The sequence below is a fragment of the Paenibacillus sp. FSL P2-0121 genome (assembly GCF_037975345.1).
In the GTDB taxonomy this organism is placed as follows: Bacteria; Bacillota; Bacilli; order Paenibacillales; family Paenibacillaceae; genus Paenibacillus_AQ; species Paenibacillus_AQ odorifer.
Map to the genome: position 1 here is coordinate 5637502 of NZ_CP150245.1, position 17772 is coordinate 5655273.

Sequence of the window (17772 nt, forward strand, 5' to 3'; positions counted from 1 at the left end):
ATTTCCTTTCAATCATTTAGATTTTTAGAATTTCTTTCAATCGTTCTATTACGTACTCTACTTCTTCATTTTTCAATAAAGTATGAAGGGGCAATGTTATTTCATTTTCATATTGTTTATAAGCGTTAGGATAATTTTTAATATCAAATCCTAATTCTTTATATGCTGTAAACATAGGTAATGGTTTGTAGTGGACATTACATGCAATTCCCACATTTGCCATCTTAGTTATAATTTGATTTCTTTCAAGTTCTCCGATACCAGGTATTCTCACTAAATACAAATGACCACTTGATAAAAATCTCTCATCAAAATGCTTATAACTTTCTAATCTCATAGGAGCTAATGCACTATCATACATTTCAATAATTTCTCTTCTTCTGCTCATTAAACTATCATATCTATTCAATTGTACCAATCCAATTGCAGCTAATATATCCGTCATATTGCATTTATATCCAGGATATATAATATCATATTCCCATGAACCCTTTTGAGCCTTAGAGAGGGCATCTTTAGATTGACCATGCAAACTGAACAGCATATATTGGTTGTATAACCATTCATCATTTAAACCAATATCATTACGCCAAACAGCTGCCCCCCCTTCAGCAGTTGTTAGATTCTTCACAGCATGAAAAGAAAAGCATGTGAAATCTGCAACCTGTCCACTCTTTCTTCCATTAAATTCAGCACCAAATCCATGTGCTGAATCCGCCATAATAATCACTCTATTAAAGATTTTCTGCACGTCGTTGTTAGCCTTAAAAAGATCACGCTTTCTTTCCACCACTTTATAAAGCTCATCATAATCACACATTTTCCCTGCTAAATCCACTGAAATTATAACTTTAGTCTTTTCATTAATTGCGTCAGCTAGTTTTGAATAATCCATTTCAAAGGAGTCTTTAGCAACATCAACTAATACAATTTTTGCCCCTACATGTTTTATCACAGAAGCAGTAGCTGTATAGGTATAGGCTGTGGTTATAACTTCATCCCCGGCACCAACACCTAGAATACGAAGTGTTAATTCCATTGCAGCTGTTGCAGAATTTAGACAAACTGCTTTATTCACACCAATATATTCAGCAATTTTAAGCTCAAACAACTTCGTTCTAGGGCCGGTAGTGATCCAACCAGATTTTATAGTTTCTATTATCTCTGAAATCTCGACTTCAGAGATATCTGGTGGTGAAAAAGCGATATTTCTTACTTGTATTCCATGCATTCTGATTGCCTCACTTTGTAAACCTTCACAGGCTTGTTTTCAGTTAAGATAACACTATATTTTTTTTGATTATATCTATTCCCTTTATACAATTAAAACAAGAATTGGATATCAAACTAAAACCGAATATACTAAACAGCTATGAAAGATAAGTAAAATCACCCTAATGGTTTTTCGATTATTAACATATAATGATTTGAGTGTAGCCATCTAAACTGAATCTAACATCCCTTAATCCGCCATTCCCGCAGCCAAATCCTTCCCCAACTGAAGCTGGGATTCAAATTCACTTTTATATTGACTAATAATTTCTGTACTGTACCCATTGCTGTTCAGTTTTTGTTCAGCATCAGCAACTATACTATTGAAGCTAGCAGTGAATGAGGCTAGTTGTTGTACCCCTTTAGCTTTAATACTTTTCTTACTCGCCTCATCTGTTGCTCCAACATATTCAAACGCAATACTCATTAATGTAGATTGGCTTTGATTTTTAAGCGCCGTAAGTTTAGCTTCTGTGTCACTGGTGATAGTTTCATATGAAACCTTTCCAGTTCCCGCAGAACCCCCACCTATTGCACCAGTTGAATCCGTTGGCACTGGTGTCGCTACTGGAGATGGATTCTTACCATTGTTTGTCGATCCATTAGTGGCTTGTTCCTGATAAGCCTTGGAAGCTGCAGTAATGGTCTTCGTCTTCTGATCCCAGCTAATGTTATGACCTACAGATTCCGATAAAAAACGTAGGGGTACATATAAGGAACCATTCAGTATAAAGCTAGATTGACCTGTAGGCAAAGCCTTGGTTGCACCGTTAAATACATAACTCGCCTTAACTTGATTGAGGACAATATTCTTCGCTGCTGCTGAAGAACCATTCCCGTTCTTTGCATTCATTAGGTATTCTTTAATCACAACTAGCTCTGAACTGCTAGGCTCTGCTACGGTAACTTTAACATTTTTAGCATCCCAAGCCACACTCTTCTGCAAAGCATATGACATAAACCGTAATGGAACATAAGTTGTATTGTTGTACATGAATACATACTGACCTGCGGGTGGTTGAATACTCACACCGTCAAAAATCAAATTCACGTTCATACTTTGCACTTTAATCGTATTAGTTGCAGCCTTAGTCGTTGTACTCGGTACCGCAGCCGCTGCCGATACAGATATAGGTGCGGATGCTGTTAATGGTGCTAACCCAATTGAAGCAACTAATGATAGAGCTACGACTGAGAATATTGCTTTAGACATACTTATTCACTTCCCTTTTCTTTTTCTTGTACGATCACTTGGTCATACGTTTTCCCTTGGCTTATTCCATACTTCTTTGCAATTTGAATAAGTTGATTGTATTGTTCTTCTGATACTTTACCTAGGATAATACTCCGAGCTTCCCGCTTTTCTTTAGGCGTTAAGCCACCCTTTGCCAAATCTTTAAGATGATTTATATCTGATACACTAAGTTGACCAAGTACTATTGAAGCTACATCTGCTTTATCTTTAATCGTTACAGTCTCTTGAATTTGTTTAGCTTTATCCGTAGAGATCTGTGCTGTATAACCATCTTTTTGTTCAGATGATGGAGCTTTGGTCGGTTCACTAGTAGTAGAGGTTGTTGTTTCTCCAGCAGTTTTACTGTTACTTTGATTACTACTTCCATTATCATCTACAGGTGGAGTACTAGGAGTACCAGATTCTACAGGATCAGCATTACCAGTTGTTACTGTATCTTCTCGCACTGTTCCTTGATCTTGACCATCACCAACATTATCCTCAGACTCCAGATCAAAACCATCTACCATTGAATTCATCAGCTTATCGACAGCGTAATTCGCGGCGAACAAGCCGCCAACACCCAGCACTACAATAACTGACAGCGTCCATAAAAGGATCTTTTTCCATCGTTTGTTGAACACTTTATATCCCCCTTTATGAATAGTTAGCTAATAGCAACTTGGGCAACGGGCTGCATTGGTACAATCTGATTGATTATTTCGCGGATGACTTCTGGTTCCTCAGCGAGAACACGTTCCAAACGTTTAAATTCCAGTTCTAACTGGTTCAGACTTATGACATTAGGTTTACCGATAAAGATTCTTCCATGATCGGTAGAGCCTAAATTCTCTTCATCTGTAAGCAACTCTTCATATAACTTCTCACCCTCACGAATACCGGAGAAATGAATATCAATGTCCTTATAGGGTTCATATCCAGAGAGCGTGATTAAGTCTTCCGCCAACGTTAGAATCTTAACCGGCTCTCCCATATCCAGAATGAATACTTCTCCGCCTTTGGCGAAAGAACCAGATTGGATGACAAGCTGTACTGCTTCCGGAATCGTCATGAAATAACGCACCATTTCTGGATGTGTCACAGTGACTGGACCTCCGGCAGCGATCTGCTGCTTAAAGGCTGGAATTACACTACCACGACTGCCAAGAACATTTCCAAAACGCACAGCAGAAAACTTCGTTTGACTTGTGGTGTGCAGGCTCTGCACATACATTTCAGCAATCCGTTTAGTGGCACCCATTACGCTGGTTGGGTTAACCGCTTTATCAGAAGAGATCATTACAAATCTCTCGGCACCATATTTATCTGCACAATCCGCAACATTTTTGGTGCCAAAAACATTATTTTTAATGGCTTCCGAAGGGTTCCGCTCCATTAAAGGAACGTGTTTATGTGCTGCTGCGTGAAAGACTACATGCGGTCTATGGCCACTGAATATGTCCATCATTCGACTGCGATCCTGCACATCTGCTATCACGGTTACAATGTTCAACTCCGGAAAACTCTTACGAAGTTCCATTTCAATCGTGTAAATACTGTTCTCACCGTGTCCAAGTAACAATAGCTTGTCCGGACCAAAAGGAGCAATCTGCCGGCATAACTCCGAACCAATAGAGCCGCCAGCCCCCGTAACTAACACCGTCTTATGATGTACATAACCTAAAATACTGTTCAAATCAGCTACATTCGGTTCACGTCCTAATAAATCTTCTACACTAACATCCCGAAGTTTCTTAACTGATATTTTCCCAGCGATCAGATCGTTAAGAGCCGGGATTATCTTCAGCTTAGCTCCAGTCTTTTTGGCAAGATTAATAATCTCAGAAATCTCAGTACGTGAAACAGAGGGCATGGCAATAATAATCTCATGAATTTCTCTTTCTTTCACAATAGCTGGGATAGCATATCGATTACCTAATACAGGAACACCCAATATATACATATGGTATTTATTCGCATTATCATCAATGAAACCGACTAATTTGGTATGTGCAAAAGAGGGTCCCATCATTTCCCGAGCAATTAATAACCCACAATCACCAGCACCTACAATTAGTGTATGGGTCTTAGTGTCTTTGTAATTGATTCGGTCATTATGAAGTACTCTCCATACAAATCGAACTCCACCTACTAATAAAAGAATAGTCTCCATGGACCGAACTTCTATGGCAAGAGGTACTCTATCCGGCAAAATTAGATACGCCAGTGCAAATGAAAATAAAGACCCTACTACAATAGCTTTAGAAACCGATATAATTTCACCGATACTGGCATATTGCCACATTCTTCGGTAAAGACCGAAGTATATCAGGCTTCCACCAAATGCAAATGTTGCAATCAAACCAAATTGCAGCATCTGTACAACATATTCCTGAAGAGCATGGTTAGGGTACCGAAACAAATAAGATGTCACAATACTGAACCAAATGATCGCAAGATCAATGAAGAATAAAAGAATCACTCTAGATTTCGCTGTCATTTTCAGTGCCTCCAAAAATAACATTTTTAATTATGAATAAATCAATTTCCATAGTAGTAGTAATAGTACCCTTCACTAGCTTTACGTTTTACATTATTGAGAACAACGCCGAGCATTTTTGCACCTACACGATCTAGATTAGCTTTAGCTTTTACTGCGATATCGCGTTTTACCTTACCATAGCTGACAACCATAATAACGCCATCACTCTTCGAGGCCACAATTTGTGCATCCGTAACCGCTAATAGTGGTGGAGTATCAATAAGAATGACATCATACCGCTGACGCAAATCCTGTAAAAGAGTGCTCATCCGATTAGATGCCATCATTTCCGCCGGGTTGGGCGGGATTGGTCCAGAGGTCATGATTGAAAGATTATTAACACCGGAATCTTGGACAGTGTCCTCAAGAACTGCCTGCTGAGACAGTAGGGAGGATAAACCAAAACGGTTACTTAGTGTAAAAGTCTTATGTGCCGTTGGCTTCCGCAAATCGGCGTCAATCAACAATACTCTTTTATCTGCTTGTGCGTAAGCTGCCGCCAGGTTAGCAGATACCGTCGATTTACCTTCTTCCGGTCCGGATGAAGTGACCATAATCACTTGAATAGTCTGATCTACAGAAGAAAAATCAATATTCGTGCGCAATGCGCGAAACGCTTCAGAGACAGGAGAGCGTGGGTTCGTAACGGTGATCAGATGGCGTTGTTTATTTGGAAGCTGTGACATGTTCGAGGTCCCCCGCCTTTCTGGATGATTGTTTCTGAGTTTGTGCGGCACCTTGCTTGCTTTCATCTTGACCCAATCTTGTAATCATGGCTATGGTAGGCAAACCAAGATACTTCTCAATATCAGCTTCTGTCTTCAGGGTGTCATCCATATATTCCAGCAGGAAGGCAATCCCTAATCCAATCATCAAAGAGACGATAAAAGCAATAGCCATGTTCAGTAAAACATTCGGTTCTACCGGCCGTGGCTCAACAGTTGGATTCACTTTAGCTTCATTCAGAATCGATACATTTTCCACATTAAATAGACTTGGAATTTCTTCCTTGAACACAAGTGAAATGGCATTCACGATTTCAGCAGCCCGCTGATAAGAATTATCTCGAACGACAAGTGTCATCACCTGCGTATTATTTACGGAACTCACATTAACCTTTTTTAATAGCTCTTCCGCAGTAATATTGAATTGCGGATAATCCTTTGTAACAATATCAAGGATGGCCGGAGTCTTAATAATTTCCTTATACGTATTAATTAATTGAATATTGGTATTAATCTGGTTTAAATCAAGCTGCCCCACCGCTGACTGCGTCGGTGTTTGGTTAACGATAATCTTCGTGGATGCCTCATATACCGGGTTTTTAATATACAGACTATATACACCAGCAATACCGCACACCAATACAACTATGCTGAAAATGAGCCATAGTCTCTTCCTGACGATCTGAAAATAATCGCGAAGATCCAATTCTTGTGATGACAAGTGAAATTACCCCCAAGCTATTTCTGAAATATTTCGATGCCTGTTCAAATCTTCCCTATTTGCAAAAAAATCGCCTCCTCTCACCTACATGAGAGGAGGCTGTATACTATAAGTTTTATTTACTTGAAGTTAATAGTACGGTAGATAATTACTGCTGCTTCAGCACGGGTAGCTGTATCGTTCGGGTTGAACTTGCCAGCATTTCCGATAACCAGGTTGTGGCTTGCTGCAAACGCTACGCCATCTCTTAGGGATGCGCTGATCTTAGCAGCATCAGAGAATTTACTGATTGCAGTAGAATCGGTTTTTGCATCAGGATTGATAGATTTCAACGCACGGGAGATCATTGTTGCCATTTCTGCACGTGTAATAGTTGCATTAGGATCAAATTTGGCCGCACTGCGTCCAGTGATAATCCCTTTTTCTGCTGCAACTGCTACATATGGTGCATACCAAGCAGTTGAACTTACATCGCTAAAGCTTTGTACAGCAGAGTTGTTTTCCAGGTTAAGCGCACGAATCAACATTTTGGAGAACTCAGCACGAGTTACGTTGTTCTTCGGTGCAAATTTACCTGCTCCGACTCCTTCAATCGCACCTTTAGCAGCTACGACTTGAATTTGTCTACCAGCCCATGCTTGTACAGCAGCAATATCATTAAAGGAGACTTTATTCTCAAGTACTGCGTAAGAAGAGAATGTATCACGTGGTTCTACGATGAAATCTCCATCAAGAACTCCACCTTGGAATTGCAGGTCGCCGTATACAAGCTTACCAACGGAAAGCAATTCTTTATCAAGACCATCAGTATTCTTAAGTGGCAATTTGATAGTAATTGGTTGTTTAAATGTGCTTTGTGCCACACCGTTCACACTAAGTGTGAATTCATACACATCCGAAGCCAATTTCAGCTTGGTAACGGAAGTTACAACTTCTGGTTTAGCTGTAGTTACTGTCAAAGAAATCGCTGTGTTGAATTGGCTTACAGGAATCGTTACAGTTACACCGTTGAAAGTAACGGCGATATTCGCAATACCTTTAGCTTTTGCAGCTTCAATAATGGCTTGGGAAAGTGGAACTTCAACTGTAGTAGCGTTTACTGTTCCCAGATTCAGGGTCAAAGTAAGACCAGTTTTACCAGGGTTCGCTGCAACCAGCTTATCAAATTCTTTAATTACATCAGCATCAACCAATTTCAAGGTTGCTTTACCGTCAACAATGCTTACGAGCTTAGATACGTCATAGATTCCTGGAGTTTGAACAGGAGCTACAGGCGTTGTAACACTTCCATTTCCGCTTCCACTACTACCATTACCGTTGCCGTTGCCATTACCGTTGCCATTATCGCCTAATCCGTAGGCTTTAATATAAGCAAATGCAAGTGATTTCGCCGCAGGTTTTGCGGATTTAATATTATTGTTCAGGTTTTTCAGTGTTTCTTTCACATCACTAGCAGTAACTCCAAGCTTGTCCAACGCTTGACTTACTGTGAGTGCTCCTGTTCCTGTTGTATGGCTCAATACTTTTGCAATAGCTTCATCCAACAAAGTATCGTAACCGGATTCGGATGTGAGAATTGCCAACAAATCTGAAGTTGACTTGCTGCTTACCAGATCACGAAGTTCTGTTTCAATACTGCTCAAGAATTCAGCAACACTATCAACAGTAAGTCCAGACACACCCGCTTTATTTGCAATTTTGCTCAGCAAAGCAATGTTTTTGTCGTCGTTACGGATCACTTGAATTCCGGAGAAGTCATTTTCATACACATCATAGACTACACTAGTAACACTTTGGAACAATTTAAGTGATGTTTTTGTTTCCGCTTCATCCAGTGTAATATTTTTCAGAATTGGAGCAAAAATTTCTACGAATTCTGCCTCACTCAGTGCTGCAACCTCAGTCTTCAAATTGTAGAGATAAACTGCATCTGTTGCGGATAATTGTTTGTAAACAGCAAGAACCTTATCCTTAACTGCTGTACTGCTACTAACTGTAGCCGCAGATGCTGTGCCTACTGCTCCAAGGCTTCCCAACGGAAGACCCGCTACGGATGCTGCTACCATACTTGCTGCTAATGTTGATACTACTAGTTTCTTTTTCAAAGTCACTAAATATCCACCTCTTCTTATGTATTAAAATACTGTACTACCATAGACCTAGAACAATTCGCCCAAATGCTACGCTATTACGTATAGCATTAAATCACCCAATAAAACCCATTCTACCACTATTAGGTAGATTAGTCAGCCCTTTCGGAAAAAAAATCCAAACAATTTTTGTCGGTTTCCCCTTGTTTGTACGTATTTTCCATGAATAACCTCGCCATTGGTCATAATTTGCTGAGCATTGCCGCGAACATAGTCACGCATCTCAGGGCCTAATTCTTTCTCCATAACCACATAAGCAGCGTTTAATCCAAAAGGACGATGAACACTGTCATGTGCATCAGAGGCCAACACATGTACTGCATTTCTACGGCATAGCTCCAGCGACAATTTCTGTAGCTTATTCCCGAAAACACCTGCAAGACTCTGTGCGGTTACCTGCCCAAGTGATCCTAGCTCTATCAGTCTCTCTAGTTTAGAAGGATCAGCAGCTATTTCAGCATTGCGCTCCGGATGAGCGATGACCGGAACGAACCCTTGAATGATCAGCTCGTGGCAGATTTCTTCCATGTTACGTGGTACTCGTGAAGAAGGCATTTCCAGTAAAATATACCGCGAATCTGCAAGACTCAGCAGTTCCCCCCGCTCCAGATCATTCAGAAGTTCACCGTAGATACGGATCTCTTGACCTGGAAGAACAAGCAGTGGATTACCAGCCTGACGAAGTCTCTCATTCATCATCTCCACAGCTTCTTTAATCTTGGGGGCATTATTCATATATTGACCGTTGGCATGATGTGGCGTGGCGATGACTGAAGTAATCCCTTCTCTGTGGGCGTCTTGCGCCATGGCAAGAGCAGCTTCCCAATCAGAGGCTCCGTCATCCAAAAAGGGTAAGATGTGGCAATGAATATCTATCATATGTTATCTATCGGTCCTTTTCCATAGAAATTTTAGTTTTATCAACAAAAAAATACAACCATTCCCACCAGGAATGGTTGCTTGATTGTAAATGAGTTCATATCTTACGCTTCGGTTGACTCCTCTTGCTGAGATTCATTTGCTATCATTTCAGCATCCTCTGAATCCGGAGATTCATTCTCAGAAGGGCGAATATACCCATCGATTAAGCCCCAAAGCTCGTCTTTGCCGAGACCAATTTCCGAGGAGAATGGAATAAAATTATCCCCTGGCAGCACGCCCAGCTCCTGCTTCATGGTCTTGATATGCTTTTGCCAGCGTGTCTTCGGAATTTTATCCGCTTTGGTCGCTACAACGCACATAGGCAGATCATAATGCTTCAACCAGTCGAACATCATCTTATCATTGCTGGTAGGCGAATGCCGCAGGTCCACAATAAGCAGAACAAGCTTCAACGTATCGCGCTCAGAGAGGTATTTTTCAACCATTTTACCCCATACCGCGCGTTGCGTCTTGGAAACCTTGGCATACCCGTAACCTGGAAAGTCAACAAAATACATGCTGTCTTCATTGATACGGTAATAGTTCATGTGTTGTGTCTTACCAGGCGTGGAGCTTGTCCGAGCCAGATTCTTACGGTTAATCATTCGGTTAATGAGGGAAGACTTCCCCACATTGGAACGCCCTGCCAGAGCAACCTCTGGCAAGGAATCATCAGGGTACTGATCAGGGCCAACGGCACTGATAATAAATTCGGCAATATTAACTTTCATAGGACTTCCTTTCTAATGCACACTACTCGGTGGCTCACTGCTAATTTCATTATGATGCTCAACTAACGCATGATGCAAGACCTGATCCATATTAGATACCGGTACGAACTCAACATCATTACGTACACTCTCAGGAATATCTTTCAAATCCCGTTCATTGTCTTTGGGAAGAAGGATCTTTTTATATCCAGCTCGGTGAGCAGCAAGAGATTTCTCTTTCAATCCACCAATGGGCAGTACACGTCCCCGCAAGGTGATTTCCCCTGTCATCGCCACATCCTTCGAAACATAACGTTTCGTGAGCGCGGAGATCAATGCGGTTGCAATCGTAATCCCTGCAGACGGACCGTCCTTCGGAATTGCACCTTCCGGAATATGGATATGAATATCAATCTTCTCATAAAAATCGGGCTGGAGCCCCAGCTCCTCCGCCTTCGAACGAGTATAGCTGAATGCGGCCTGTGCCGACTCCTTCATTACATCGCCAAGCTGTCCGGTGAGGGTTAGTTTACCTGTTCCCTGCACAACCGTAACTTCGATCAGCAATGTATCGCCGCCAACCTCAGTCCAAGCCAGCCCAGTGACCGTACCGATCTGATCTTCAAGCTCGGCCATACCGTAACGATATTTAGAAGCCCCAAGATAATCCTTGATGTCGTCAGGAAGAATGACCACTTTCTCTTTTTCCTCAGACACGATTTGTTTCGCAGCTTTGCGGCATAATGCTGCAATCTGCTGTTCCAAATTACGAACACCGGATTCACGGGTATATTCGCGGACAATGCGTAATAAGCTATCGTCTTCGATAATCAGTTGATCTTCTGCAAGACCGTGGTTTTTCTTCTGCTTAGGCAATAGATAACGGCTGCCGATTTGCAGTTTCTCCAGTTCCGTATAACCTGGAATGAACAGCATTTCCATCCGATCCAGCAAAGGACGCGGAATATTATGCACTACGTTCGCTGTTGTTACAAACATTACGTTCGACAAGTCGAACGGCAGCTCTACAAAATGATCACTAAACGTGTTGTTTTGTTCTGGATCCAACACCTCAAGCAGCGCTGAAGATGGATCTCCACGGAAATCCGCAGCCATCTTATCGATTTCATCCAATAGGATAACCGGATTAATCGTACCCGCCGTCTTCATGCCTTGGATAATCCGACCCGGCATCGCACCTACATAAGTCCGGCGATGACCTCGAATCTCCGCCTCATCACGTACACCACCTAACGAGATACGGACGAACTTGCGATTGAGCGAACGGGCGATGGAACGAGCCAGTGAGGTTTTCCCCACCCCTGGAGGACCTACAAGACATAAAATCGGACCCTTAAGCTTCTTAACCAACTGCTGAACGGCCAAATATTCCAATACCCGTTCCTTCGGTTTTTCCAAACCGTAGTGATCCTCATCAAGTACCTGCTCGGCCTTTTTGATGTCAAGATCATCCTCTGTCTGTTCACTCCAAGGGAGACTGAGCAGCCAATCTACATAGTTGCGAATAACGCCGCCTTCCGCAGAGCTGACTGGCATTTTTTCCAGCCGGTCGATTTCTTTCTCCATCTTTTCTTTCACGCGTTCCGGAACATTTTTCTCTTCCATTAGCGTCCGCAGCTCTTCCGCTTCTCCTACCCGGCCTTCCTTCTCGCCGAGTTCTTTCTGGATCGCTTTCATTTGCTCACGCAAATAATATTCCTTCTGCGTCTTTTCCATCTGCTTTTTGACACGTTGATTGATCTTACGTTCAAGCTCCAGCACTTCACGCTCATTATTAAGAATATCAAGAAGCTTCTCCAGCCGTTTACTAACATCAATCGTCTCGAGAATTTCTTGCTTATCCTTAATTTTTAGCGATAAATGACTCGTAATGACATCCGCAAGTCGACCAGGCTCTTCTATATCGGATACAGCAGCGAGGGTCTCTGGGGTCACTTTTTTGGATAACGTAATATAGTGTTCGAACTGATTGAGTACTGTACGCATCAGCGCGTCACATTCTTGATCGCTATCTTCTTCTTCCGGCAGCTCACGCGCCATAACCTCATAGTACTCATCATTATCGATATAATTAATAATTTCGGCCCGTTCTACACCTTCAACCAGTACACGTATCGTACCGTTTGGAAGCTTCAGCATTTGCCGCACATTGGCGACAGTACCGACCCGAAAAATATCGTCCTGACCTGGCTCTTCAATATTCACTTCCGACTGGGAACAAAGAAGAATCAAATTATCTTCAACCATAGCTTTCTCTAGCGCCCGAACTGACTTCTCACGGCCCACATCCAAGTGAAGAACCATGCTTGGGTACACAAGAAGCCCTCTTAGCGGCAATAAAGGAAAACGACGACCTTTTGTTTTATTTGTCATCATCGCTTTCGCACCTCCCATGGCTCTCAATTAATCTCATATGCATTCATTCTAACAAAAGCAGCCCCAAAACACCAACAGAGTCCTTAGATTTCAAGAAGAACCGACTTGCTTTTCCATAAATAGAGACAACGTTTCTTGTAGCATTTAAAAAGGAAGCAGCAGAAATGCCTGCAGCCTCCTTTATTTTACAGCGACAAATCTCACCTTATTCTTCGAATTAGGGATCAATTTAGTTTAACCCTTTGCAGATTCACCAGCGGCATCGGCCTTTAGGAGTGAAGGTGCAGCGGAGAACAGCTCTCCAGCAACTGCAGGCAACCTTACATCAGCTGTATCGGCACCGAACAGGTGACGGAACACCTCTTCTACTGTTTCCATTGGAATAACGCGTAATGGCGCGAGGTCAGCGAAGAGAGACTGCCAGTTTTCTTTTGGAATAAGCACTGTAGTGGCACCAGCTTGAAAAGCAGCTTCTACTTTGGCAATTACACCGCCCACTGGCTTAACTCGACCATGGATGCCTATCTCACCTGTGATCGCTACCGTGTTATCCACGGGAAGTCCACGAATAGCGGAGACAATTGCTACTGCCATCGCTACTCCAGCAGAAGGTCCGTCAATCGGTGTACCCCCTGGGAAATTCACATGTAGATCATAACGATCGGGCTCCAGATTCATCGTACGCAGTACGGTCAATACATTCTCAACTGAGCCCTTTGCCATACTTTTTCGCCGAATCGTGCGGGAGCCTCCACCGATCTCTTCTTCATCCACCACACCTGTCACGTTCAATCTGCCTTGGCCGTTCACAGCAGGCGCTGCGGAAACTTCGATTTCGAGCAGAGTCCCCATCCCCGGTCCATACACAGCAAGACCATTGACTAATCCAATCTGCGGTGCCGAAGGAATCTTGCGTTCCGTACGCAGCGGAAGCTGGCTGCTGCCTGCCACCCATTCCACATCAGCAGCATTTAGTGTATCTCTCTGCTCAGTTAAAGCTAATCCGGCAGCCAACTGAATCATATTAACTGCCTCCCGGCCGTTGGTTGCATACTGTTGCACCACAGTGACTGCTTCCGGACTTGGTTTAAGCCCAATTTTCTGTATCGCGTCACGCGCGATCACGGCAATCTCATCCGGCAGCAGCGGGCGGAAATAAATCTCCATGCAGCGCGATCGCAGCGCAGGTGAAATCTCATCCGGAGAGCGCGTAGTAGCGCCAACTAGACGGAAATCGGCAGGCAATCCATTTTGAAAAATATCATGAATATAAGCCGGAGTATTATTATCCTCCGAATTATAATAAGCGCTCTCTAGCAGGACCTTCCGGTCCTCAAGCACTTTAAGCAGCTTATTCATCTGAATAGGGTGAAGCTCTCCTATCTCATCCAGAAAAAGAATCCCGCCATGCGCCTTAGTCACCGCGCCCGGTTTCGGCTGTGGCACACCCGCCACACCCATGGCCCCTGCACCTTGATAAATAGGATCATGCACAGAGCCGATCAACGGGTCAGCAATACCACGCTCATCAAAACGAGCGGTAGTGGCGTCAATCTCTGTGAATTTGGCGTCACTTTTAAAAGGAGAAAGCACATTCTTTTTCGCCTCTTCCATGACAACACGCGCTGCCGCAGTCTTGCCCACTCCCGGCGGACCATAAATAATCACATGCTGCGGATTAGCGCTGCAAAGTGCGGCTTTCAGGGCGCGCAGCCCATCTTTTTGCCCGACAATATCTCCAATAGAAGCCGGACGTGTTTTCTCCGACAATGGTTTAGTTAATGTAATCATCCGCATTTTCCGTAACTTGTCCAGTTCCTTGCGCGACTCTCGTTCTACTGCTGTCTTATTTGTCTTCTGACCCCGCAGCAGATTCCAAAAGTATACGCCGATAACCAGCGCGAAAAAGAGCTGCACGATCATCACAACTATACTTAATTCCATAGGTCATCCTCCTGTTTCGTTCAGTCTACCTTTCCACCCTTGGCTACTATTAGGTAGTATAGCCGTTTCGGTAATTAGTAAACGCGAATTTGAGGATTTGTTGAATTGTTGCAGTAGGATAGACTCTGATAATTAACTATAAGGGCATTAATGAGTATGGGGAGTACGAATGTAGCTTAGGTAAATTTTAAAAAGGAGATTGTTGAGGAGGTTGGAGAGGAAGGAATGCGGAGAAATGAGGGAGAGATTAGTGGAAAGGGAATTTGAGTAACTGTGGTGTTAAGGGGAATCGTCATACTTAGTAACTGAGGATCGTGATCGGTGCTACGTGGGGGTAAGGAACCTAGTTGTGCGTACCGCTAAGGGTAAGGGCGTCGGGAGTTTCCTGTAGACGTTTAGTTTGTTGAGTTCGAGGAGGTACTTTTAGAAGCTGAGTCAGCTGGACGCATTGGGTTACTTCTAAAAGCTGAGTTAACTGGGGATGGTGAGCTACTTCTAGAAGCTGAGTTAGCTGGGGACGGTGGGTTACTTCTAGAGGCTAAGTCAGCTGGGCACGGTGAGCTACTTTTAGAAGTTGAGTTAGCTAGGGACGGTGGGTTACTTCTAGAAGTTACGTCAGTTTACCTCTAAGATGCAGAGTTAACTTAATTTGCTGAACATATCCGTTTGTATCTCCTATGCCCGTAGAAACATCCTATTTAGTACAAAAATCTAAGTATCATTGGTACCCTGCCAAATAATTAGGGAAATCCTCCCTATTTATCATTGATTCACGACCTCAAAGCTGCCAATTAGGGAAATCCTCCCTGATTATTGGACGAATCACACATAAATGGGAGAAATGCTCCTTTTATTAGGGAGTTTTTCCCTAATAAGCTTGATTTTGAGCCATAATCGGCTTATTTCAGGGAGAATTTCCCTAATTGTTGCGTTTTACTTCATAACGGACTTCACATCAAGCTCCTTCACATACCTTCTTTTCAAATTTCCACCTTCAGCAAAAGCCATGGCCAACATTGTTACGCCTATATGATCAGCCCCATCAAACACTTCTGCTACACCTGCTCCATCAGCCACCAGCCTTTACAAATATCAATCCCAGTAATAAAGAACATCACGAGCCAGCTTATACTCAACATTTTTGACGCCGATTCCCCTCTTCACAGGAGTAAGCCAGCCTTTTTCACAGAGATTCTTTAGCATCATGCGTACTGTTTTGGGATCTAGCGTGAAATAATCAGCGACTTCTTTAGGGCGTATCACCCCAGCTTGACGCACCACTAAACGCATGATTTCCTTCTCAGCGATTAGCAGTCTGCCACGCGGTGCATCTACAATTTGGTAGCGGCTTAGCGCCAAACGCAGCAGTGTAACACATAACTCAGGGCGCTGTTCAACATCATCATAGGCAAATGAAATTACTTGATAACCCATTCCGTACAGAAAAGTTTCACGATTTAGCTCATTACAATACTTCAGCCTATCCATGTCTCTTACATGAGCTGCATACCCTTTGATCTCAAACAAAAGCTTGATCGGCCCCGGCAAAAAAGCAAAATCAGCAAAATAAGCTCGTCTTTGTAAATCCAGCACCTCATACTCCGGATGAAGATTATTGAAATCACCACAAAGCGGCCACCAGACATTCTGCAAAAATAATTTCTCGGCGTGGCCATGCCCTCTCTCCAGCCTCCCCCGACGTTCGCCCGTTCTGCTTGCAAGATGCTGCGCAATAAATTTTTCATGGGCTTGTTCATAGTTCATGTTTACTCATCCCTTCCTCCAAAATGGAAATAAACGCAAAAAAAACGCCCCATGAGCCCCGGATATACCGGAACTGCACAGGACGTTCTTCGCCACTTAGATCACTACTTACCTAACGTCGCCCAAAATTACTATACGATGCTAAGAAGTGTTTATAATATTATGAGATTGAAAATTCTTATAAATACCATTCAGACCAAGTTACTTCGATTGCACCGGAGGTGCAAGGTTAGCGTGGGCGCGGCCTGGGATTTCGCCCGTTGCCTCGTAAGCCACCACGATCGCATCAATTTCCTTTTTCAGCTCGTTCACGAGTTCTGCTTCAGGCACTTTACGGATCATTTGGCCGTAACGGAAAAGCAAACCTTCCCCACGAGCGCCAGCAATACCGATATCTGCTTCACGTGCTTCACCAGGACCGTTAACAGCACAGCCAAGGACGGAAACTTTAATAGGCACCTTAAGCTTCGAAATGTATTCTTCCACCTCATTAGCGATGGAGAAAAGATCGATATCCAGTCGTCCGCAAGTCGGACAAGAGATCAGCGTCGCCGCGTTAGAGATCAGACCAAACGTCTTCAGCAGCTCACGCGCCACCTTAATCTCTTCAACCGGATCGGCACTAAGCGAGATACGCAGTGTGCTGCCGATGCCCATAGAGAGCAGTGCACCAATACCTGCGGAGCTCTTCACTGTACCAGCAAACAATGTGCCAGATTCTGTAATCCCCAAGTGCAGTGGATAAGGGATAACTTCCGCAGCCTGACGGTAAGCTTCGATGGCCATTGGCACATCGGATGCTTTTAGAGAAACGATAATGTCGTGGAAATCCAGTTCCTCCAGAATCCCAATATGGTATAACGCACTTTCTACCATGGCTTCTGGGGTTGGATATCCGTATTTCTCCAAAAGGTGATTCTCCAAAGAACCAGCGTTTACACCAATCCGAATCGGAATTCCTTTTTCTTTACATGCTTTAACTACCGCTTCTACCTTTTCGCGACGACCAATGTTCCCCGGATTAATCCGTACTTTATCGATGCCGTTCTCGATAGCCATCAACGCTAGCTTATAGTTGAAATGAATATCCGCTACGAGTGGGATATGAATCTGTTTCTTGATCTCCTTGATTGCGGCAGCCGCCTCTTCATTGTTGACAGTTACGCGTACTAGCTGGCAGCCTGCTTCCTCAAGCCGCAATATTTCAGCTACAGTAGCCTCCACATCAGCGGTTTTGGTTGTACACATGCTTTGAATCGCAACCTCGTTGTTTCCCCCAATAATGAGCCCGCCAACATTGACAGGACGGGTTTGGTGTCTCAAGAACATGATTTTTCTCCCCCATAACGCCAAAGCTCCACCCCTTCGCTCCCGCTAATGTGAAGCGGGATA

14 protein-coding genes are annotated in these 17772 nt (G+C 43.3%); all 14 read right to left on the reverse strand.

Features of this window, described 5'->3' with window-relative positions:
- Nucleotides 1-16: 16 nt before the first annotated feature.
- The 14 genes from MKY54_RS24945 to ispG all read right to left on the reverse strand — a co-directional run bounded on the left by MKY54_RS24945 (nt 17) and on the right by ispG (nt 17709).
- Nucleotides 17-1231 (reverse strand): DegT/DnrJ/EryC1/StrS aminotransferase family protein, encoded by a 1215-nt coding sequence (locus MKY54_RS24945; protein WP_339188245.1) that lies wholly within the window; start codon nt 1229-1231, stop codon nt 17-19.
- Nucleotides 1232-1462: 231 nt separating this feature from the next.
- Nucleotides 1463-2485: a copper amine oxidase N-terminal domain-containing protein gene (locus MKY54_RS24950; RefSeq protein ID WP_076179311.1), complete on the reverse strand. Its 1023-nt coding sequence runs from the start codon at nt 2483-2485 to the stop codon at nt 1463-1465.
- Nucleotides 2486-2487: 2 nt separating this feature from the next.
- Nucleotides 2488-3150 carry a hypothetical protein gene (locus tag MKY54_RS24955; RefSeq protein ID WP_076179312.1) on the reverse strand — a complete coding sequence of 221 codons (663 nt, stop codon included), beginning with the start codon at nt 3148-3150 and terminating at the stop codon, nt 2488-2490.
- Between the two features lie 23 nt (nt 3151-3173).
- A complete protein-coding gene (locus tag MKY54_RS24960; protein WP_339188248.1) occupies nt 3174-5006 on the reverse strand; it encodes a nucleoside-diphosphate sugar epimerase/dehydratase in 1833 nt (610 codons plus the stop codon).
- A gap of 41 nt (nt 5007-5047) precedes the next feature.
- Nucleotides 5048-5734, reverse strand: coding sequence for a CpsD/CapB family tyrosine-protein kinase (locus MKY54_RS24965; protein WP_036685074.1), 687 nt, complete (start codon nt 5732-5734; stop codon nt 5048-5050).
- A complete protein-coding gene (locus tag MKY54_RS24970; RefSeq protein ID WP_036685072.1) occupies nt 5715-6494 on the reverse strand; it encodes a Wzz/FepE/Etk N-terminal domain-containing protein in 780 nt (259 codons plus the stop codon). The genes MKY54_RS24965 and MKY54_RS24970 overlap by 20 nt, the downstream gene beginning before the upstream one ends.
- Nucleotides 6495-6613: 119 nt before the next feature.
- Nucleotides 6614-8605: an S-layer homology domain-containing protein gene (locus tag MKY54_RS24975; RefSeq protein WP_076274666.1), complete on the reverse strand. Its 1992-nt coding sequence runs from the start codon at nt 8603-8605 to the stop codon at nt 6614-6616.
- A gap of 135 nt (nt 8606-8740) precedes the next feature.
- Entirely contained in the window at nt 8741-9523 is a 783-nt protein-coding gene (locus MKY54_RS24980; protein WP_339188250.1) for a CpsB/CapC family capsule biosynthesis tyrosine phosphatase, read from the reverse strand.
- A 104-nt stretch (nt 9524-9627) separates the two neighbouring features.
- Nucleotides 9628-10296, reverse strand: coding sequence for a ribosome biogenesis GTP-binding protein YihA/YsxC (yihA, locus tag MKY54_RS24985; RefSeq protein WP_036685063.1), 669 nt, complete (start codon nt 10294-10296; stop codon nt 9628-9630).
- Between the two features lie 12 nt (nt 10297-10308).
- Entirely contained in the window at nt 10309-12672 is a 2364-nt protein-coding gene (gene lon, locus MKY54_RS24990; RefSeq protein ID WP_076279991.1) for an endopeptidase La, read from the reverse strand.
- 234 nt (nt 12673-12906) lie between these two features.
- Nucleotides 12907-14616 (reverse strand): ATP-dependent protease LonB, encoded by a 1710-nt coding sequence (lonB, locus tag MKY54_RS24995; protein WP_038573063.1) that lies wholly within the window; start codon nt 14614-14616, stop codon nt 12907-12909.
- A 933-nt stretch (nt 14617-15549) separates the two neighbouring features.
- Nucleotides 15550-15693: a hypothetical protein gene (locus MKY54_RS25000; RefSeq protein WP_179086850.1), complete on the reverse strand. Its 144-nt coding sequence runs from the start codon at nt 15691-15693 to the stop codon at nt 15550-15552.
- A 15-nt stretch (nt 15694-15708) separates the two neighbouring features.
- Complete coding sequence (locus MKY54_RS25005) at nt 15709-16380, reverse strand: BlaI/MecI/CopY family transcriptional regulator (protein WP_339188253.1); 672 nt, start codon at nt 16378-16380, stop codon at nt 15709-15711.
- A 201-nt stretch (nt 16381-16581) separates the two neighbouring features.
- Nucleotides 16582-17709, reverse strand: coding sequence for a flavodoxin-dependent (E)-4-hydroxy-3-methylbut-2-enyl-diphosphate synthase (ispG, locus tag MKY54_RS25010; RefSeq protein ID WP_339188256.1), 1128 nt, complete (start codon nt 17707-17709; stop codon nt 16582-16584).
- Nucleotides 17710-17772 lie beyond the last annotated feature (63 nt).

Coding starts and splice junctions, on each gene's coding strand:
- MKY54_RS24945 (WP_339188245.1), bottom strand. CDS start 1,231: ATGCATGGAATACAAGTAAGAAATATCGCTTTTTCACCACCAGATATC.
- MKY54_RS24950 (WP_076179311.1), bottom strand. CDS start 2,485: ATGTCTAAAGCAATATTCTCAGTCGTAGCTCTATCATTAGTTGCTTCA.
- MKY54_RS24960 (WP_339188248.1), bottom strand. CDS start 5,006: ATGACAGCGAAATCTAGAGTGATTCTTTTATTCTTCATTGATCTTGCG.
- MKY54_RS24965 (WP_036685074.1), bottom strand. CDS start 5,734: ATGTCACAGCTTCCAAATAAACAACGCCATCTGATCACCGTTACGAAC.
- MKY54_RS24980 (WP_339188250.1), bottom strand. CDS start 9,523: ATGATAGATATTCATTGCCACATCTTACCCTTTTTGGATGACGGAGCC.
- yihA (WP_036685063.1), bottom strand. CDS start 10,296: ATGAAAGTTAATATTGCCGAATTTATTATCAGTGCCGTTGGCCCTGAT.
- lon (WP_076279991.1), bottom strand. CDS start 12,672: ATGATGACAAATAAAACAAAAGGTCGTCGTTTTCCTTTATTGCCGCTA.
- lonB (WP_038573063.1), bottom strand. CDS start 14,616: ATGGAATTAAGTATAGTTGTGATGATCGTGCAGCTCTTTTTCGCGCTG.
- MKY54_RS25005 (WP_339188253.1), bottom strand. CDS start 16,380: ATGAACTATGAACAAGCCCATGAAAAATTTATTGCGCAGCATCTTGCA.
- ispG (WP_339188256.1), bottom strand. CDS start 17,709: ATGTTCTTGAGACACCAAACCCGTCCTGTCAATGTTGGCGGGCTCATT.